The sequence below is a fragment of the Alcaligenes sp. 13f genome, from assembly GCF_020496585.1.
Lineage (GTDB): Bacteria > Pseudomonadota > Gammaproteobacteria > Burkholderiales > Burkholderiaceae_B > Alcaligenes > Alcaligenes phenolicus.
Window position 1 is genome coordinate 1 of sequence record NZ_JAHKKC010000020.1, and the last position, 19,421, is coordinate 19,421.

Annotated in this window: 18 protein-coding genes; 6 read left to right on the plus strand and 12 right to left on the minus strand. The window is 57.9% G+C overall.

Annotated features, from left to right (window positions below; genetic code table 11):
• Positions 1–21 precede the first annotated feature (21 nt).
• Both KOE80_RS15590 and KOE80_RS15595 read left to right on the plus strand, forming a co-directional pair.
• Complete coding sequence (locus tag KOE80_RS15590) at positions 22–1,377, plus strand: amidase (RefSeq protein ID WP_042484585.1); 1,356 nt, start codon at positions 22–24, stop codon at positions 1,375–1,377.
• Between the two features lie 70 nt (positions 1,378–1,447).
• Entirely contained in the window at positions 1,448–2,383 is a 936-nt protein-coding gene (locus KOE80_RS15595; RefSeq protein ID WP_060186528.1) for a DMT family transporter, read from the plus strand.
• A 16-nt stretch (positions 2,384–2,399) separates the two neighbouring features.
• Here the strand turns inward: KOE80_RS15595 and fmt are convergent, their stop codons facing one another.
• On the minus strand, positions 2,400–3,341 hold the full coding sequence (gene fmt, locus KOE80_RS15600; RefSeq protein ID WP_083055268.1) for a methionyl-tRNA formyltransferase: 942 nt from the start codon (positions 3,339–3,341) through the stop codon (positions 2,400–2,402).
• A 5-nt stretch (positions 3,342–3,346) separates the two neighbouring features.
• Positions 3,347–3,865, minus strand: coding sequence for a peptide deformylase (gene def, locus KOE80_RS15605; RefSeq protein WP_009460127.1), 519 nt, complete (start codon positions 3,863–3,865; stop codon positions 3,347–3,349).
• Positions 3,866–4,033: 168 nt separating this feature from the next.
• On the opposite strand from def, the gene dprA reads away from it, so the two are divergent.
• The 3 genes from dprA to KOE80_RS15620 all read left to right on the plus strand — a co-directional run bounded on the left by dprA (position 4,034) and on the right by KOE80_RS15620 (position 6,682).
• Positions 4,034–5,188 (plus strand): DNA-processing protein DprA, encoded by a 1,155-nt coding sequence (gene dprA, locus KOE80_RS15610; protein WP_226349476.1) that lies wholly within the window; start codon positions 4,034–4,036, stop codon positions 5,186–5,188.
• 106 nt (positions 5,189–5,294) lie between these two features.
• Positions 5,295–6,215 (plus strand): hydroxymethylglutaryl-CoA lyase, encoded by a 921-nt coding sequence (locus tag KOE80_RS15615; protein ID WP_009460129.1) that lies wholly within the window; start codon positions 5,295–5,297, stop codon positions 6,213–6,215.
• Positions 6,215–6,682: a hypothetical protein gene (locus tag KOE80_RS15620; protein ID WP_137431040.1), complete on the plus strand. Its 468-nt coding sequence runs from the start codon at positions 6,215–6,217 to the stop codon at positions 6,680–6,682. The genes KOE80_RS15615 and KOE80_RS15620 overlap by 1 nt, the downstream gene beginning before the upstream one ends.
• Before the next feature lie 245 nt (positions 6,683–6,927).
• Here KOE80_RS15620 and KOE80_RS15625 read toward each other — a convergent pair whose 3' ends face one another.
• The 8 genes from KOE80_RS15625 to KOE80_RS15660 form a co-directional block, all read right to left on the minus strand.
• Positions 6,928–7,944, minus strand: a complete 1,017-nt coding sequence (locus KOE80_RS15625) for an amino acid ABC transporter substrate-binding protein (protein ID WP_021447094.1) — start codon at positions 7,942–7,944, stop codon at positions 6,928–6,930.
• Between the two features lie 89 nt (positions 7,945–8,033).
• On the minus strand, positions 8,034–9,314 hold the full coding sequence (locus KOE80_RS15630; RefSeq protein WP_226349477.1) for a phenylacetate--CoA ligase family protein: 1,281 nt from the start codon (positions 9,312–9,314) through the stop codon (positions 8,034–8,036).
• Positions 9,315–9,567: 253 nt separating this feature from the next.
• Positions 9,568–10,401 (minus strand): ABC transporter ATP-binding protein, encoded by an 834-nt coding sequence (locus KOE80_RS15635; RefSeq protein ID WP_035268554.1) that lies wholly within the window; start codon positions 10,399–10,401, stop codon positions 9,568–9,570.
• A 50-nt stretch (positions 10,402–10,451) separates the two neighbouring features.
• On the minus strand, positions 10,452–11,720 hold the full coding sequence (locus KOE80_RS15640) for an ABC transporter substrate-binding protein (RefSeq protein WP_009460132.1): 1,269 nt from the start codon (positions 11,718–11,720) through the stop codon (positions 10,452–10,454).
• 136 nt (positions 11,721–11,856) lie between these two features.
• The gene (locus tag KOE80_RS15645; protein ID WP_009460133.1) at positions 11,857–12,921 is read right to left on the minus strand and encodes a branched-chain amino acid ABC transporter permease; all 1,065 of its coding nucleotides are present in this window, start codon (positions 12,919–12,921) and stop codon (positions 11,857–11,859) included.
• 12 nt (positions 12,922–12,933) lie between these two features.
• Positions 12,934–13,863, minus strand: a complete 930-nt coding sequence (locus tag KOE80_RS15650; RefSeq protein WP_009460134.1) for a branched-chain amino acid ABC transporter permease — start codon at positions 13,861–13,863, stop codon at positions 12,934–12,936.
• A gap of 11 nt (positions 13,864–13,874) precedes the next feature.
• Positions 13,875–14,660 (minus strand): ABC transporter ATP-binding protein, encoded by a 786-nt coding sequence (locus KOE80_RS15655; protein WP_009460135.1) that lies wholly within the window; start codon positions 14,658–14,660, stop codon positions 13,875–13,877.
• Positions 14,661–14,674: 14 nt separating this feature from the next.
• Complete coding sequence (locus KOE80_RS15660) at positions 14,675–16,642, minus strand: AMP-dependent synthetase/ligase (RefSeq protein ID WP_137431042.1); 1,968 nt, start codon at positions 16,640–16,642, stop codon at positions 14,675–14,677.
• Positions 16,643–16,817: 175 nt separating this feature from the next.
• Between KOE80_RS15660 and KOE80_RS15665 the strand changes: the two genes are divergently transcribed.
• The gene (locus tag KOE80_RS15665; protein WP_009460136.1) at positions 16,818–17,504 is read left to right on the plus strand and encodes a Crp/Fnr family transcriptional regulator; all 687 of its coding nucleotides are present in this window, start codon (positions 16,818–16,820) and stop codon (positions 17,502–17,504) included.
• Between the two features lie 29 nt (positions 17,505–17,533).
• Here the strand turns inward: KOE80_RS15665 and KOE80_RS15670 are convergent, their stop codons facing one another.
• Both KOE80_RS15670 and KOE80_RS15675 read right to left on the minus strand, forming a co-directional pair.
• Positions 17,534–18,502 (minus strand): Bug family tripartite tricarboxylate transporter substrate binding protein, encoded by a 969-nt coding sequence (locus tag KOE80_RS15670; RefSeq protein WP_009460137.1) that lies wholly within the window; start codon positions 18,500–18,502, stop codon positions 17,534–17,536.
• A 133-nt stretch (positions 18,503–18,635) separates the two neighbouring features.
• On the minus strand, positions 18,636–19,340 hold the full coding sequence (locus tag KOE80_RS15675) for a YggS family pyridoxal phosphate-dependent enzyme (RefSeq protein ID WP_226349478.1): 705 nt from the start codon (positions 19,338–19,340) through the stop codon (positions 18,636–18,638).
• Between the last annotated feature and the right edge of the window lie 81 nt (positions 19,341–19,421).

Consider the following 19,421-nt stretch of genomic DNA (forward strand, 5'->3'; position numbering starts at 1 on the left):
CATTTATTTTGCGAGTGACCCATGCTAGCGACTATTACCGAACTGCAACGTGCTCTTGATCGTGGCGAAACCACCTCGGTCGAACTGACCCAGCAAGCCCTGGACCGTATCCAGGACGAAAGCCGTGACGGCGCTGCCACGTTCATCGAAGTGTTTGCTGAACAGGCTCTGGCCGCCGCCAAAGCCTCCGACATTTTGCGCGCTGCCGGTTTGAGCCGCTCGCTGGTTGAAGGTCTGCCCATGTCGGTCAAGAACCTGCATGACATCGCAGGCTACATCACTCTGGGTGGGTCGGCTGTACTGAAAGACGCCGAACCGGCCGAACAGAACGCCACCATTGTGGAGCGCCTGCTGCGCGCCGGTGCCATTCTGATCGGCTCCACCAATATGACCGAGTTTGCCTTCTCCGGTCTGGGCATCAACCCCCACTACGGTACGCCTCGTTCCGTTTGGGACCGTGACAATGCCCGCATCCCGGGGGGTTCGTCCTCCGGCGCCGGTGTGGCCGTCGCTCAAGGCATGTCGGTTTTCTCCATTGGTACCGACACGGGCGGCTCCATCCGTATCCCTTCGGCCTTTAACGGCCTGACCGGTTTCAAACCCACCGCCGAGCGCGTTCCCAGCGAAGGCACCATGCCTTTGTCGCGCAGCCTGGACTCCAATGGCCCTCTGGCTGCCTCGGTAGAGTGTTGCGCCATTGTGGACTCCATCCTGACCGACCAGCCTTACGTGCCCGTGGCAACGCCTGCCCTGGACACCTTGCGTCTGGCCGTGCCCAAGACCTTTGTCTTTGACGGCATTGATGAAACCGTGCGTGCTGCTTTTGACCGCGCCATCGCCCTGCTGCGTGAGCAAGGTGCTGTGGTTGAGGAAATCAACTTGCCCGAGTTTGACCAACTGCCGCAAATCAACCGCAAAGGCGGCTTTGTCTGCGCCGAAGCCTGGTCCGTGCACCGCGACACCCTGCAAAGCAAGGGCGAGCAATATGACCCACGCGTGGCCTCCCGCATCCTGCGCGGCAAGGACATCGACTGCGCCGACTACATCGAACTGCAAGACACCCGCCAGGCCTGGATCAGTGCGGTGGAAAGCCGTCTGGAACGCTACGACGCCGTCCTGATGCCAACCGTGCCCGTTGTCGCGCCCCGCATTGCCGATCTAAAAGAATCGGACGACGTCTACTTCGCCACCAACGGTCTGGTCCTGCGCAACCCCACCCTGATCAACTTCCTGGACGGCTGCGCCCTGTCGCTGCCTTGCCATGCCGCTGATGAAGCCCCTGTGGGCCTGATGGTGGCAGCTCCTGCCTACCACGACGAACATCTGCTGGCAGTAGGTTCAGCAATCGAACGGGTATTACCCCTGCGCAAACGCTAATCCAGTAAGATTTACGTTCCTTCCAGGACGGCCATCCGGCCGTCCTTGTGCTTTTCGTCAGGAGCCTGTCATGAGCACACCCCAGTCCTCCTCCTTGCCCCAGACCCTGACACCCACGGTCTTTCCCTTGGCGGGGGTGCTCATTCTGATTCTGTCTTCCTGGGCCCTGTCGGGTCTGGATGCCAGCGGCAAATGGATCATGGGCTTTGGCGTGCCCCTGCTGGTGATGTGCTGGTTTCGCTACGTCATCCATCTGGGATTAGTGCTGGCGCTGGTCTTGCCGGTCAAGGGCCGCAAGATCCTGCGCAGCTCCCGCCCCAAAGCACAAATTTTGCGTGGCACAGTGATGATGCTGTCCACCTTCTCGTTTTTCAACGCCTTGAGCTATCTGCCTCAAGCCGAAGCCACCTCCATCAACTTTCTGGCCCCTTTGCTGGTGCTGTCTGTTGCCCCCTGGATTCTGAAAGAGCCACCGCGCATCAGTCGCTGGGTAGCTGCCGGAGTCGGCTTTCTGGGCGTGCTGATCATCATCCGGCCTACCGCTGGCCTGCACCCAATAGGGGTGCTGTTTGGCTTGATGACCGCCTGTCTGTTCGCCACGCAATTTATCGCAACACGTCGCGTGGCCGTGGACAATTCGCTGACCACCCTGATCTGGAGCGGTGCAGTCGGCAGCATCTGCCTGACCATTGCCTTACCCTTTTTACTGCCCGCCGCCCTGCCTGCCTTAAAAGAGCTGAGCTTTTTCCAATGGTTGATTCTGATTTCGACCGGACTGTGGGGTTGTCTGGGCCACCTGCTGCAAATCCAGGCCTATCAACGCGCCTCGGCGTCTTTGCTGGCCCCATTTGTGTATCTGCAAATTGTGGCCGCAGCCGCGCTGGGATGGCTGATCTGGGGTCAGTTCCCGGATGTCTTTACCTGGATCGGGATTGCCGTGGTATGTACCAGCGGCATTGTGATTGGGACTCTGGAGTGGCGGCGCCAGAACAGGTCTGGCGCCTGAGTCCAGGTGGCAAGGCTTAGCGAGACTGCCAGCCCTGCACAAAGACGGCGACGGGCTGACGCTTGGAACCGGCTTTTTGCAGCTCCAGCAAACGCAACACACCTTCACCGCAAGCCACGTCAATGCCTTGGGCACTGACGTTCAGAACCTGACCAGGTTCTGCTGAATGCTTCTGCTCTAGCGCCTGAGCGCGCCAAACCTTCACGGGCTGCTCCAAACCGGGCAGGGACAGGGTGGAGCCAGGCACTGGGTCAAACGCGCGAATACGGCGCTCCAGCTCCTTGGCCGGTTGGCCTAAATCCAGCACCGATTCAGCCTTGGACAGTTTCTCGGCGTAGGTCACGCCTTCTTCTGGCTGGGGAGTCGCCTGCAAGGTGCCATCACGCACTTGCTGCAAGGCTTCCAGCAAGGCCTGTGCACCTAGCTGCGCCAAATCGTCATGCAGGGTTGCGGCACTGTGATCATCACGAATCGCCAGCTCGCTGCGCACCAGCATATCGCCGGTATCCAGGCCTTCATCCATCTGCATGATGGTAATGCCCGTGGCCGCATCACCCGCCTGAATCGCACGCTGGATCGGTGCCGCACCGCGCCAACGAGGCAGGAGGCTGGCATGAATATTGAAGCAACCATAGCGCGGCAGCTCCAAAGTCCACTTGGGCAAAATCAGACCGTAGGCTGCCACCACCATCAGATCCGGCTGTAAATCCAGCAAGGTCTGGCGGGCCTGGGCTGCTTCCTCGGGATACTTGCCATCCAGACGCAAGCTGTGCGGCTGCAGCACCGGGATATTAGCGTTCACAGCGGCTTGCTTGACCGGGCTGGGACTGAGCTTCATGCCACGGCCAGCTGGACGGTCTGGCTGCGTCATGACCAAAGGAACATCAAAGCCCTGCGCTAACAGGGCTTCCAGGGCGATACGGGCAAAATCCGGGGTACCGGCAAAAACAATACGCATGGCGACTATTGCCCTGCCTTCAGTGCTTCACGCTGCTGCTTGCGCAGACGGCTGCGGATACGCTCACGCTTGAGCACGGACAGGTACTCCACAAATACCTTGCCATCCAGGTGGTCCAGTTCATGCTGAACACACACGGCCAGCAGGCCATCGGCTTCTTTCTCGTACCACTCGCCTTTTTCATTCTGGGCCTTGAAGCGAATATTGGCGGCGCGCTCAACCTTGTCGTAGGTATCAGGTACAGACAGGCAGCCTTCTTCGTAGACCTTCAGCTCTTCGCTTTTCCAGGTGATCTCAGGGTTGATCAGCACCAGCAATTCATTGCCGCTTTCCGATACGTCAATGACCACCACGCGCTCGTGCACGTCAACCTGCGTCGCGGCCAGCCCTACGCCGGGCGCGTCATACATGGTCTCGGCCATATCCTTGACCAGTTTGCGAATACGGTCGTCGACCTCCTGCACGGGTTTGGCAACCGTGTGCAGACGTGGGTCAGGAAATTTAAGGATAGGAAGCAAAGCCATTGTCATGTCCGAAGAAAAAGCGATAAGTCGATATAATAAAACAAGTTTCAGGGCGGCACCCGATTGCCCCGGCAGCATATGAAGCCCTAGCCCCCAAAGCGGCAGTCACACTGGATACAAACGTCCGGGCCACACAGAACAAAGATCGGTTTCGTGCCACACTACCTTATGCCTGATCATTTTAGCTCGGATGAAATCTCGGAAGAATTGCGTGCCTGGTTGCGCCTGTCGCTGGAGCCAGAGCTTGCGCCCGCCCAGGCCCGGCAATTGCTGGCTGCCTGTGGACTGCCACCGCAAATCTATCAAAGCTCGGTTCAAACCCTGTCACGTCATATTCCGGCCGAACTGGCTGTGCAATTAAGCCAGGAACCACTGGACGAGCTGCAGGCGCAGATTGATCAAGCGGTGGCATGGCTCAAGCAAGCCAATCACCATATCGTGACGCTGGCTGACCCCACCTATCCCGCCTCCTTGCTGGACCTGCACGACCCACCTTTGCTGTTGTATGCCAACGGCGATCTGGGAGCCTTGCAACGCAAAGGACTGGCTATTGTAGGCGCCCGCAATGCCACCCAATCCGGCCAGGAAATCGCGACAGATTTTGCAGCTACTCTGGCAGCCAGGGGTTGGTGCATTATCAGCGGCCTGGCCAGCGGCATCGACCAGGCGGCACACAAAGGGGCGTTAAAAGTCGGCCCTTCTGCCGCAGGCACTATTGCCGTGATGGGGACGGGGCTGGACCTGGTCTACCCGGCAGCACACCGCGATCTGGCTCATCAGATCAGCGCTCACGGTCTCTTGCTGAGCGAGTTTCCTTTGGGCACCCGGGCCATGCCCCATCACTTCCCACGCCGTAATCGCATTGTGGCTGCCTTGGCCAAAGGCGTACTGGTGGTTGAAGCGGCCAAACAAAGTGGCTCCCTGATCACGGCTCGTTTGGCCGGAGAATTAGGTCGAGAAGTTTTTGCCATTCCCGGCTCCATTCACTCCCCTTTGGCTCGCGGCTGCCATGCCTTGATACGCCAAGGTGCCAAACTGGTGGAAAGCGCCCAGGATATTCTGGACGAACTGGGCAATGTGCAAGGCGACTTCAATCTGGATACGGCTCCACAAACTGGTTCAAAACCCAATCCTTATGAAGCCTTGCCCGAGGAATTACGCCCTATTCTGGAGCGCATTGACTTTGCGCCCCTCAGCCCCGAACAGCTGATGCGGCGCACAGGCCTGCTGGCGACCGAACTGCCCGCCGTTCTGGCTGAACTGGAGCTGGCAGGCTGCATCGAGCCCCTGGCAGACGGACGCTTTCAACGCTTGAAACCTTAAAGACTATAGGGCAGTTCCTAGGACGCCAGCCCTGGCCTTCAAGAGGTATCATGACGATTACGTAAGGGCCTTCCAGCCCCAGCCATCTACCCCTTCAGGAAACTTCATGTCATACCCATCGCGCGTCAAGATTGTGGAGGTCGGTCCTCGGGACGGCCTGCAGAACGAAAAAGAATTCATCCCCACCGACATCAAGGTCGAACTGGTCAACCGCTTGTCCCACGCCGGTTTTGTGAACGTGGAAGCCGCGTCCTTTGTCTCGCCCAAATGGGTGCCGCAAATGGCGGACGGCGCAGATGTAATGGCTGCTATCGACCGACGTCCCGGTACGATTTATTCGGTTCTGACACCCAATATGCGTGGTTTTGAAGGTGCCCTGGCCGCCAAGGCTGACGAAGTGGTGATCTTTGCCGCCGCCAGTGAGGCATTTTCCCAGCGCAATATCAATTGCAGCATCGAAGAATCGCTGGAGCGCTTTGCCCCGGTTGCCCAGGCTGCCAAAGAAGCCGGTTTGCGTCTGCGCGGCTCCATCAGCTGTTCTTTCGGCTGTCCCTATGAAGGCGCTGTGGCTCCCTCCAATGTGCTGAAAGTGGGCAAACGCCTGATCGAACTGGGCTGTGACGAGATCGACGTGGCCGACACCATCGGCGTAGGCACGGCCCGCCAGGTGTATGACGTCATGCGCATGGTAACCGAGCACATTGACCCGGCTCATGTGTCCGGCCACTTCCACGATACCTACGGCCAGGCCATCGCCAATATCGTTGCTTCCATGCAAGCTGGCATCCATATTTTTCACAGCTCCGTAGCCGGTCTGGGCGGCTGCCCCTACGCCAAGGGGGCAACCGGCAACGTCGCCACTGAAGACGTTCTGTTCCTGATGCAAGGCCTGGATATTGAAACCGGCATTGATCTGAACGCCGTGGTAGACACGGGACAATGGATTTCGGCTCATTTGAAGCGTAAATCGGCCAGCAACGCCGGTAACGCTCTGGCCGCCCGCAAGCAAGGGGCCGCCGCGTGCTGATGAGCCAAGCTCCCTCGAAAGAGGAAATTGATGCCATGTTGAAGGATCTGGGCTCGCTTCCCATTCAAGGCCGTTCCTGGCCCAAATGGGTAGCAGCCAGCGCCTGGATTGTGCTGGCCCTGATCGGCGTGCGTTTCGCGCTGGTGGCCAGCTCCCCACAAGGGGCCACCATCAGCCCCGTCCTGGCGGGCTGCCTGGTCCTGCTGTTTACCGGCCTGATTCTGATTGCCTGGCACATGTGGCACGGCGTCACCACGATTGACCAGAATGGCATACGCCAGAACTGGATCATGAAACGGGAGGTGCAATGGCAGGATATTCACTTTGCCAAATTTGTACCTCTATTCAACTCAAAGCGCCTGATCTGCTTTACCCGGCGTGGCCGCCCTGTGATTTTTCAGGGTGCCACACAGGATCTGCAAGTGGCCTTTGCCAAGATTTCGCTTGTATTGCGGCGCAAGAGCTAAGTCTCTCTGTTTGCCCCATACGGCTAACCATATGGGGATAAACCGAGAACCGTGCGTTGCAGTTAAGCAGCCTATCTATCGCCGTGTTCCAATACACGGTGATACCTACACCGAGAGTTCAGGGCAGCCCATATCGCCGGGCGAGGCAAAAAACATATCAACGTCATCTCCCCCAGATCAAACAGTCAATAAAAAAGCAGCTCTCAAAGAGAGCTGCTTTTTGCATATCGCAAATCCCGAAAGAATTAACGAATAGGCAGACCGTAGATCAGGCCACCGTCGATCCACAAGGCGTTCAGGCCACGTTCGATTTGCAACGGGCTACCTTTACCCACGTTGCGCTCGAAGGACTCACCGTAGTTACCAACTTGCTTGATGATGTTGTAAGCCCATTTTTCGTCCAGGCCCAGGTTTTTACCGGCACCGGGAGTCACGCCCAGCAAACGCTGGATATTGGGGTTGTTGCTCTTGAGCTTCTCGTCCACGTTGGCAGCGGTCACACCCAGCTCTTCGGCGTTGAAGCTGGCCTGAATGGACCATTTCACAATGTTCAGCCAGGCATCATCACCCTGACGGACGAATGGGCCCAGCGGCTCTTTGGAAATGATTTCAGGCAACACCAGGTAGTCGTCCGGGTTCTCCATTTTGGAGATACGGATCGACGCCAGACCGGAAGCGTCGGTAGAGAACACATCACAGCGGCCAGCCACGAAAGCGTTAACCACTTCGTTGAACTGCTCGATCACTACAGGCTTGTATTCAACCTTGTTGGCACGCGCCCAGTCAGCCATGGTGTTTTCGTTAGACGTGCCAGTCTGCATACAAACCGTGGCACCGTTCAATTCCTTGGCGCTGGATACGCCCAGTTTCTTGGACACCAAAAAGCCCTGACCGTCGTAGAAGTTGATACCGGCGTGGATCGCACCGACAGCGGTGTCACGCTGCTGGGTCACGGTGGTGTTACGAGCCAACAGATCAATCTCACCGGACTGCAGAGCCGTAAAGCGCTGCTGCGAGTTCAAGGGCACAGCCTTGAATTTGCTGGCGTCGCCCAGGGTGGCGGCGGCTACCGAGCGACACACGTCGATATCCAGCCCCGTCCACGTGCCCTTGTCATCAGGGGCAGAAAAACCGGCAAATCCGGTGGTCACACCACACAGCACGTGACCGCGCTGTTTGACGTTGTCCAGGGTGTCGGCCTGGGCAGCAGGCATGCTGGCCATCAAGGCCAGGACTACAGCAGAAACTGGCACAAAGCGCATCGGGCTCTCCTCAAAGATATAGGTATTGACTATTTTCCAGCATAGTACCGCAGCCCGACTGCTACTTGTGTGCATATCTACATGGCTAATTAATCGTAGCTGCGTTGGTCCTCGATGACTTTACCATCCCGAGGCAAGGCTCCTGGCTCCATGAACTCCACCTGAGCACGCAATTTGGTAATTTCACGAATCGAGTCGGCCAAAGCGCTTTCCAAGCCCTCAGGCTTGGCGGAGACTTCAACTTGGAACACCATCTGATCCTGGCCGCTGGCACCACGCACCACCAAGCGCGCCTGGCCCAGTTCCTTGTGACGCAGACGAATCTGCTCCACCTGCCCCGGATGCACAAACATGCCGCGCACCTTGGTCGTCTGGTCAGCACGCCCCATCCAGCCGCGAATACGCTGGTTGGTACGACCACAAGGAGACTGGCCGGGCATGACAGCAGACAAGTCGCCTGTGCCAAACCGCACCAGCGGATAGTCGGGGTTAAAGGAGGTCACGACCACCTCGCCCACTTCGCCCGGTGCAACCGGCTGGCCTGTACCAGGACGCACAATTTCCAGAATCAGGTTTTCATTGAGCACCAAGCCTTCGCGGGCCTGGGTTTCGTAGGCAATCATGCCCAGATCAGCACTGCCGTAGGCCTGATAGCCTGCCACGCCGTGCTCGCTGAACCACTTTTGCAAGGAAGGCGGATAGGCTTCGCCGGAGAACAAGGCCTTGCTCAGCCCTGGCAGAGCAATCTGCATGGACTGGGCTTTTTCCATGATGATCTTCAGAAAACTGGGTGTGCCGGTATAACCATGCGGGCGCAAATCGGCCATGGCCTGTACTTGCTGTTCGGTTTGACCCACGCCGCCTGGAAACACCGTGCAATCCAGGGCATGTGCGGCGGTCTCCATCATGGAGCCAGCCGGAGTGAAATGGTAGGAGAAGCAGTTGAAAATCAGTTCCTCGCGGCGAAAGCCAGCTGCGTACAGTGCGCGCGCAAAGCCCCAATAATCCGGGCGACGGCTTTCTGGCTCGTACATGGGACCGGGCGAGGCAAACACCTTGCGGGCCGCACCCCAGGCAATGGAGGAAAAGCCCCCGAATACAGACTGCGCGTAATCAGCCGATGGCCCGCCCGAGCGAGCCTGCTCGCGCGCTTCCAGCTGGGCTTTCAGCAGCTCGCTTTTACGAAACACCGGAATGGCCAGCAGATCCTCGCGGCTGCGCACGGCGGCCAGATCAACCGAACCCAGTTGCTTGGCAATCGCAGGGGCCCCTTGCGCGGCCGCTTGCAAGACCTGCGGCAAACGGGACAGTAAATCGGCTTCGCGCTCGTCCGGTTCCAGGGTTTCGCGCTCGTCGTAATATTCGCTCATCTCTCCTCCAGTGGGATGAATTGGCATTCAAACACTCCCGCGCCCAGCCGACGTTCTGTCCGCAGACAGACAGGTGTCGATACCAAGCTCTGCTACCACACCCCGTGTAGCCAGAAGCTGCCCAAAACTAAAAACGTCAAAAGGGGTCAGGGCGGCACCTTGTGTGCATCCCGATCGGTGGCCTGCTCCTGTGCTGATCCTGCTGCTTTCAATACAGGCCAGGCCCTGCTGATACATTGGAAATCCTTGGGAGTTAAGCCAGCCAGCGCTTGCGTCGTCGATAAAATTTATTGTCGCGAAAGCTCTTGCGCTCGCCCCCGGACACACCCAGATAGAACTCCTTGACGTCTTCGTTCTCGGCCAAGGCCTGGGAGGGTCCATCCATCATGACGCGGCCGTTTTCCAGGATGTAGCCGTAGTCGGCATACTTCAGGGCCACGTTGGTGTTTTGCTCGGCCAGCAAGAAGCTGACGCGCTCGCGCTGATTCAGGTCACGCACGATCTCGAAAATTTCTTCCACCACCTGTGGTGCCAGGCCCATGGAGGGTTCATCCAGCAAGATCATGCCCGGGTCGGCCATCAAGGCACGGCCAATGGCACACATTTGCTGCTCCCCGCCCGAGGTATAGCCGGCCTGACTGGTACGGCGCTGCTTCAGACGCGGAAAATACTGGTACACCTTGTCCAGCTCGGCGCTTAAATCGCCGCGTGACAAGGTACGGGTATAAGCCCCGGTCAGCAGATTCTCTTCAATGCTCAAGTGCGCAAAACAGTGGCGCCCTTCCATCACCTGCACCACGCCGCGCTTGACCAGATCCGCCGGAGTCAGTTGGTCAATACGTTCGCCACGCAGATGGATCTGGCCTTTGGTCACATCGCCACGCTCGGCGCGCAGCAAATTCGATACGGCCCGCAAGGTCGTGGTTTTACCGGCACCGTTGGCGCCCAGCAAGGCAACAATCCGCCCCTCTGGCACACGCAAGGACACGCCCTTGAGCACCAGAATGACGTGGTTGTAAATCACTTCGATGCCATTGACGTCCAACAAGATGGGCGTCTCATCCACTTGGCCTACGGTCTCACTCATAATCTTCCCCACGCAATGCAGTGCCCAGGGCGAACCCTGGGCGCCTGGGTTTAGCCTTCGCAGGTGCGAGGCGTAATTTTCTTCTCGGCGGCGTATTTAGCCGACATTTCCTTGACTAAAGGATCGACAAACTTCTTGTCGGACTGATACCAGTCGGACACGACGTCGAACTTGCTGCCGTCCCACTGCACAATACGGGCCCAGTCATCACCCATGTGGTTGTTGCACGAGGTTTTGACGGGACGCATGATGCCTTCAAAGCCCAGCTCTTTCAGGCGTGCTTCGTCCAGATTCAGGTTCTCGAAGCCCCAGCGCACTTGCTCGGGAGTCATGTGCTGACCTTTGCCGAACTTCTCTTGTGCGGTGCGGATAGCCTCAACCTGCATCATGGAGATCATCATGCCGCGGGTGTGAGCCAGCGTGCCGACGTACTTGTCACCGTTTTCAGCGCCTTTGCCTTTGGCGTGCATCTCGCGCACAGCGTCATGCACCGGACCGTCCCCAGCACTGTTGTGAATGGTGATGCCCTTGTAGCCCTTGGCGGTCTGGCCCAGATCGACCACATCGCTCTCGGAAGCTGCCCACCAGATGCCGTAGATCTTGTCGCGTGGGTAACCCACAGCCTGAGCTTCACGGATGGCGGTAGGCGTCATGATCCCGGCGCTCCACAGCAGGACGAAGTCAGGACGGTTCTTGCGCACTTGCAGCCAGGTGGATTTCTGTTCCACGCCAGGGGCGGTCACAGGGTACAGATCCAGCTTAAAGCCTTGTTCCTTGGCGCGTGCTTGCAACAGGGCGATAGGCTCCTTGCCGTACGGCGAGTCGTGATAAACCAGAGCAATGCGCTGGTCCTTCAGCTTGTCCTCGCCCACTTGCTTGGCGATGTCCTGGATCATGACGTCAGCCGCAGTCCAGTAGGTACCCAGCAGCGGGAAGTTCCACTCGAATACCGCACCGTTAGCCGAGTGCGACAGGCCGTAGCCCATGGTTTCAATGGTCACGCCATCCACAAAGGCCTTGTCAGTCAGCGCGAAGGTAATGCCCGTGGACTGGGTATCAAAACCCGAAGCGCCCCCGTTCTTGCCTTTCATGCGCTCGTAGCACTCCACGCCACGGTCGGTGGCGTACGCTGTTTCACACTCTTCGTATACCAGCTTGACGCCATTCACACCGCCGTCACGTTCATTAACCAAAGCCAGATAGTCCAGCTTGCCGTCCGCCCATGGAATACCCAGTGGGGCAAAGGAGCCGGTGCGGTAGGTCAGCAAGGGAATGTACTGTTCCTCGGCTGCTACAGCGGCTGTACTCATGGTCAGCATTGCAGCGCAAGCACTCAAACCGAGCACAGCGCGTTTCAGTCGTGTTGTCATCTCCTGGTCCTCCGATAAGTACCATTTGTCTAAGTACCCCGTCCCGATGGCGGGGCTGTTGTTGTAATGAACTGCCTACCTGCTGTTAATGGGGGAAGGGCCACAAGCGCAGCTTTTCCTTACCAATACTCCAGAGTCGAGCCAAACCGTGTGGCTCCACAATCAAGAAAAATACGATCAGGGCACCGAACACCATGTGTTCAATATGCGAGGCTGTATCCACGCCAATGGACACACCAAACCAGTGCGGCACGTTGGTCAGGAACACGGGCAGCAAGACCATGAACGCGGCACCGAAAAAGCTGCCTACGATCGAGCCCAGACCCCCGATGATGACGATGAACAGCAACTGCAAGGAGCGGTTCAGGTCAAAGGCCAGCGGCTCCCAGGAACCCAGGTGCACAAAGGCCCACAAGGCACCGGCCACACCGATGATGAAAGAGCTGACGGCAAAGGCGGTGAGCTTGGCGTAGACCGGACGAATACCAATCACTTCTGCGGCCACGTCCATGTCACGAATAGCCATCCATTGGCGGCCAATCGCACCACGCACCAAATTCTTGGCCAGCAGAGCAAACACCACCACGAAGATCAGCACGAACAGGTACTTCTGCATGGGGGTTTGAACCGGCAAGCCAAAGGCGCTCAAGGCAGGCACCGACACGTTGCCCGAAGGCGAGTAGTTCGTGAAGAAAGCAATACGCAGGAAAGCCCAATCCACAAAGAACTGTGCGGCCAAGGTTGTGACGGCCAGGTACAAGCCACGGATACGCAAGCTGGGAATACCGAAAGCCACGCCTACCAAGGTGGCGAACACGCCGCCCAGCAGGATCTGCAGGACCAGTGGCAGCTCCGGAATACGGACACCAAAGTTCCAGGCGGCATACGCACCCACAGCCATGAAAGCACCCGAACCGATGGAAATCTGGCCGCAATAGCCCACCAGAATGTTCAGGCCAATCGCTGCCAAAGACAGGATCAGAAAGGGGATCAGAATAGCTTGCAGGAAGTAGTTGGATGCCATGGCTGGCACCAGCAGGAATGCCACCAGCAACAAACCCAACACCACATAGCGATCCTGGCGGATGGGAAAAATCTGCTGGTCAGCCCGATAGCTGCTTTTGAACTGACCATTTTCGCGGTAAATCATATCGACTCCACCTCAGACGCGATCAATAATCTTCTCGCCGAACAGACCTTGTGGTCGGAACAGCAAGAACACCAGGGCCAGCACATAAGCAAACCAGATCTCGATGCCGCCACCTACATAAGGGCCCAGGTAAACCTCGGACACTTTCTCGCCCACACCGATAATCAGGCCACCCACAATAGCGCCGGGCACCGAGGTCAGACCACCCAGAATCACCACCGGCAAGGCGCGCAGCGCTGCGGTCGACAAGGTGAACTGCACCCCGTATTTGGAGCCCCAGATAATGCCGGCAACCAGAGCCACCAAACCGGCTACGGTCCAGACCACCACCCAGATACGGTTCAAGGGAATACCAATGGATTGCGCTGCCTGATGATCGTCCGCCACCGCACGCAGGGCGCGGCCCACGCTGGTGTATTGGAAGAAGATGGCCAGGGCCACAACCAGCAAGGCTGCAACCACGGCCGAGCTCAAGTCTTCCAGGCTGACCAGCACGCCGCCTTCAAACATGGACTCCAGAATGAAAGCCGGATCTTTGGGCATGCCCACATCAATGGAATACACGGAGCTGCCAAACACGATCTGACCCAGACCGTCGAGCAGATAGCTGATACCGATCGTGGCCATCAGCAAGGTTGTGCCTTCCTGATTCACCAGATAGCGCAGCACCCAGCGCTCAATGACGACGGCCAGCACAAACATCAAGATGGCCGAGACAATGAAAGCCAGCACATTGCCCAGGATGCCCGGCTCCATGCCCAGCAACTGCGGAATCCACTGGGACAGACGGGCCATGGCCAGCGCGGCCACCAGCACCATGGCGCCCTGTGCAAAGTTAAAGACACCCGATGCTTTGAAGATCAGCACAAAGCCCAGCGCGACCAGGGCGTACAACATCCCGCTCATCAGGCCGCCCAGCAAAGTTTCAAGAAAAAATGCCATGTCCGTTCCCCTCAATGGCCAGCGCCAAGATAGGCGCGGATGACGTCCGGATTTTGTCGTACTTCGTCCGGTACTCCGTCACCAATTTTCTTGCCATAGTCCAGGACCACCACACGGTCCGAAATATCCATGACCACACCCATATCGTGTTCAATCAAAACAATCGTGGTGCCGTACTCTTCGTTCACATCCAGAATGAAACGGCACATATCCTGCTTTTCTTCGATGTTCATGCCCGCCATGGGCTCATCCAGTAGCAGAATGCTCGGTTGCATCGCCAGTGCCCGCCCCAGGTCAACCCGCTTTTGCAGGCCGTAAGGCAAGCGTCCTACCGGCGTTTTGCGGTAGGCCTGGATTTCCAGAAAGTCGATGATGCCTTCCACATATTCACGGTTGCGAATCTCTTCACGCTCGGCACCGCCCAGTCGGAAAGCCTGGGCAAACACCCCGCTTTTCATGTGCAGATTGCGGCCGGTCATGATGTTGTCCAGCACACTCATGCCCTTGAACAGAGCCAGGTTCTGAAAGGTGCGGGCAATGCCCTGCTCGGCGGTGTGACGCGAGTTCATGCGGGCATAACTCTGGTCGCGCAAGACAATCTCGCCTTGTTGTGGTGCATACACGCCATTGATGACGTTCAGCATGGAGCTTTTGCCTGCGCCGTTCGGGCCAATGATGGAGCGGATCTCGTGCTCACGGATGTTGAACGAGATGTCGGTCAGCGCTTTCACACCACCAAAAGACAGCGAAATATTCTTCAAATCCAGTACCACTGGGCCAATGCGACGGCCCGGCATTTGCGCCTCACTCATCATGCGCTCCTTGCTGCTGCGTCTGTCATGCGCTCAATGTGCAGGTCTGCCGAAATGCGACCGCTGCGCCCATCCTCAAACTTCACTTCTGTCTCCACAAACTGCCTGTCCAGGCCATTGAACAGGGCGTCGACCAGAACCTTGTACTTTTGCGCGATAAAGCCGCGACGTACTTTGCGGGTACGGGTCAGTTCATCGTCATCGGGGTCCAGCTCTTTGTGCAGAATCAGGAAGGCGCTGATGCGCGATCCGGCCAGCTTGGGGTCGTTAGCCAGATCAGCATTGACCTGAGCCACACAATCCCGAATCAGGGCATAGACCTCGGGTTTGCCGGCCAGATCGGTGTAACCGGCATAGGGCAGGTTGCGACGTTCGGCCCAGTTACCCACGGCTTCCAGATCAATATTGATAAAGGCACACACTTCCTCCTGACCATCGCCAAAAGCCACGGCTTCCTTGATGAAGGGGAAAAACTTGAGCTTGTTCTCGATGTACTTGGGTGCAAACAAGGAGCCATCGGCCAGTTTGCCCACGTCCTTGGCACGGTCGATGATCTTTAGCTGACCATCGGTGTCCAGATAACCGGCATCACCCGTGTGGTACCAGCCGTCCTCGGTAAAGGACTCGGCGGTGGACTCGGGGTTGCGGTAGTACTCCTTGAACAGGCCGGGGCTGCGCACCTGAATTTCACCGTTATCGGCCACACGAATTTCCACGCCTTTCACAGGTGGGCCTACGGTGTCGGCACGCACATGGCCGTCTTCCTGGACGCAGACGAATACCGAGGTCTCGGTAGCGCCATAGAGCTGCTTCAGGTTGATGCCAATGGAACGGTAAAAGTCGAACAGATCGGGTCCGATGGCTTCACCAGCGGTATAGGCCACACGCACGCGGCTCATGCCCAAGGCATTACGCAAGGGGCCGTAGATCAGGATATTGCCCAGGCCATAGCACAGGCGATCCCACATCCCCACGCCGGGACGCTTGTCCAGAATCTTCACACCCACACGATGCGCCAGAGACATGAAACGCTTGTACAAGGCGCGCTTCAGAGCACCGGCATCTTCCATGCGGATAGTCACTTGCGTGAGCAAGCCTTCCAGCACGCGGGGAGGCGCAAAGTAATAGGTCGGGCCAATATCATGCAGGTCGATGGACACGGTTTCAGGTGACTCAGGGTGATTCACCGTAAAGCCCGTGACCAGGAACTGCGTGTAGGAAAACATGTTCTGCCCGATCCAGGCGGGAGGCAGATAAGCCAGCACTTCCTCGGCATCGGTCAGCGACTCCAGTTCCTGAATGGCCAGGCCACGATCCACCAGAGCGCCGTGAGTCAGCACCACCCCCTTGGGCTTGCCGGTGGTGCCGGAGGTGTAGAACATGGCAGCAGCATGGTCAGGCGTAATAGCCTTCCAGATGTGTCGCACACAGTCCGGATCCCGCGCCAATTGCAGGCGGCCCTGCTCCATGACCTGCTCGATGTATTGCAGCTGCTCTTGCTGATAATTGCGCAGACCGCGTGGGTCGTCATAGATCAGCGCATCCAGATCGGGGCACTGATCCCAGACTTCCAGCAGCTTGTCGACCTGCTCCTGGTCCTCGACCACGGCCACGCGTATGCTGGCATCCAGCAATACGTGCAGCATTTCCTGGGCTACCGCATCCTGATACAAAGGCACGGGCACAGCGCCCAGCATTTGCGCCGCCATCATGGCCAGGTACAGGCGCGGGCGGTTTTCACCGATCACCGCGACGTGCTGACCGTCTTTGACACCCAGCCCGGCCAGGCCCGCAGCCAGTTGCTCGGCCTGTTCGGCCAGCTCCTGCCACGTCCAGGTCTGCCAGATTCCCAGGTCTTTTTCGCGCATGGCAACTTTGTTGCCGCGCACCTGGGCATGGTGTTCTATCCAGGCTGGGAAGGTGCCGGGTAAACCCGCTACCTGCTCTTTATCCATCCGCACAACCATGTCTCCTCCGAATTTTCCCGGCTTGTTATGGTCCAGGAGGCTGCTTATGATTGCGGCAGAAGGCAGATGTTATGCCCTCAAGCTATTTGCAGCCTGTTAATAATCAAGTTATCGGCTGCCCGTCCCGAAGATTGTCACGGACATGACATTCGACCTTTATCGAGGGTTAATCCTCATGCATGTTGTAGATGCTTTATCGGAGCGAGCCGCCTGGTTTCGCTTGTTGACACCCGAGCTGCAAGAGCGTGTCCGCCGCGACACACTGATCACCGCATACGAGGCCGGGGCCATCGTCGAACGCAAGGGAGAACGCGCCACCGCGTGGATTGGCGTGCTCTCGGGTTTGCTCAAAGTGTCGGTAGGAAATTCCGAAGGCAAGATCGCTTCCATGACCGGGGTACCTGCCGGTGGCTGGATAGGCGAAGGCTCCTTGCTGAAAAACGAAGAGCGCAAATACGATGTGGTCGCCTTGCGCGACAGCCAGGTGGCCCGCTTGCCCGTACACAGTTTTAACGATTTGCTGGACCAGAGCATTGCTTTCAACCGCTACCTCCTGCATCAGCTCAATGAACGTGTGGCGCAATTTATCGGCAAGGCGGAATACAACAGCCTGTCTACCCCCGATGCCCGCGTGGCACGCTGTCTGGCAGAGCTGTTCAACCCGCTGCTCTACCCCGGAAAAGGTCTGCGCCTGGACATTACCCAGGAAGAGATCGGCTACCTGGCGCGTGTGTCGCGCCAACGAGCCAACCAGGCCCTGCGCCAACTGGAAAACGAAGGGCTGTTGTTGATCAAGTATGGTGGCGTCCAGGTGCTGGACCTGGACGGCCTGAAACGTTACGGCGATGAATATGCCGCCTGATTATGCGGCCACTGTGGGCCGCATCAAGGTCAATCCATACGGATGCCCGCACGCTCGATAACCGTGGCCCATTCAGCGCGTTCACGCTGGGCGTAAGCCTGGAATTCATCGGGCGTCATGGGCATGGGTTCCACCCCCATCTCGCGAATACGCTGGTCCAGCTCGGGCGTTTTCAGGGCCTGCATCAAGTCCTGGCTCAAGCGTTGACGGGCGCCTTCGTCCATCTTTGGTGGGCCCACCAAACCTTGCCAGGCATAGGCATAGAAGTCGGCAATACCCGCTTCGGCCATGGTTGGCACATCAGGCAACAGACTACTGCGCTCAGGCGTGGCAACCGCCAGCACTCGCAGTTTGCCGGCCTTGATGTTGGATAGCGCTGCGGCGGAATCCACAAAGGACATATCCACCTGGCCGCCCAGCAAATCCTGAATGGCGGGTGCAGCTCCCTTGTAAGGAACGTGCACGATCTTGGTATCCGTGCGCTGCTTGAACATCTCCAGAGCCAAATGGTGTGGAGAGCCACTGCCAGCGGACGAGGACGTCAGCTTTTCAGGTTGTTTACGCGCTGCTTCCAGCAGATCGGCCACGGTTTTATAGGGCGACTCCTGTGGCACTGCCAGCATCAGGGGGAAGCGGGCCAGACCGCCCACATAGGTGAAGGCAGCCGGGTCGTATTGCAGCTTGCTGTACAAAGAGGAGTTAAAGGCCAGCGTGCCTGAATCAGCCGTGCCTACGGTATAGCCATCGGGCTTGGCATTGCTGACGTAGGTTGCGCCAATAATGGTGGCGGCCCCCGGTTTGTTTTCCACAATCAGGGTCTGGCCCAGGCTGCTTTCCAGCTGCTTGGCGACCAGCCGGGCAATCACATCTGAACCGCCACCTGCGGGATAAGGGACTACCCAGGTGACGGCAGACTGGGGCCAGTCTGCTGCCAAGGCCGTTCCTGTCAGGCTGGCGCTTAGCAACAGCACACCGGCTCCAAAGTTCTTCCAATGCATGATGTCTCCTCCATGCGTGTAGACAGCGCTTTTGGCGCTATTTTTTTAAGTTTTAAGCATCCCGTCCGGGATGCGCAGAGACATTATGCGCGGACAGCCCTGCACAGGGCATTAGTAACGATGCGGATATCGATTAGCTGTAATCGCGTGCGCCAAACAGGGCCGAACCCACTCGCACTTCAGTGGAGCCTTCCTGAATCGCCAGCTCGAAGTCGCCGCTCATGCCCATGGACAGGCCTTGCACCTGTTCATGGCCCAACTCCACCAGACGATCGCGCCACTGGCGCAGGCTGGCAAAGCAGGCGCGGACTGCCTGGGGGTCATCGCTATTGACGGCCATGGTCATCAGGCCACGGACCTTCAAGGTATCGAGCGAACGCAGGGACTGCATGAAGGCGGGCAGTTCTTCAGGGACCAAACCAAATTTGCTGGGCTCGGGCGAGGTCTTGACCTGGATCAGCACGTCCAGGCTACGCTGCTCGTTTTGCAGGTGTCGATCCAGGGCCTGAGCCAGGGACAAACGGTCCAAAGACTGTACTTCGCTGGCTAAGCGTGCAATATCTTTAGCCTTATTGCTCTGCAGATGGCCTATCATCACCCACTGCACCGCGCGATCGGCCAGCTCTGCCTGCTTGTCTCGAATCTCCTGAACCTTGTTCTCGCCCATTCGCGACAGGCCCAAATCCAGGGCTTGAGCCAGCACGGGCACAGGAAAGGTTTTGCTTACCGGTAAAAGAGCCACCGCATCAGCAGGGCGGCCGGCCTGCAAGCAAGCCTGTTCGATACGTTGGCGCAATTGCGCCAAGCGACCAGAAAGGGAAGAGTCAGAAGAAGCCATCAATGCACACGCACCCAGATAAAACCATCGCAAACGCTGCAAACACAACAGCGGCCATTTCCGATAGCATAACTGTTGCAC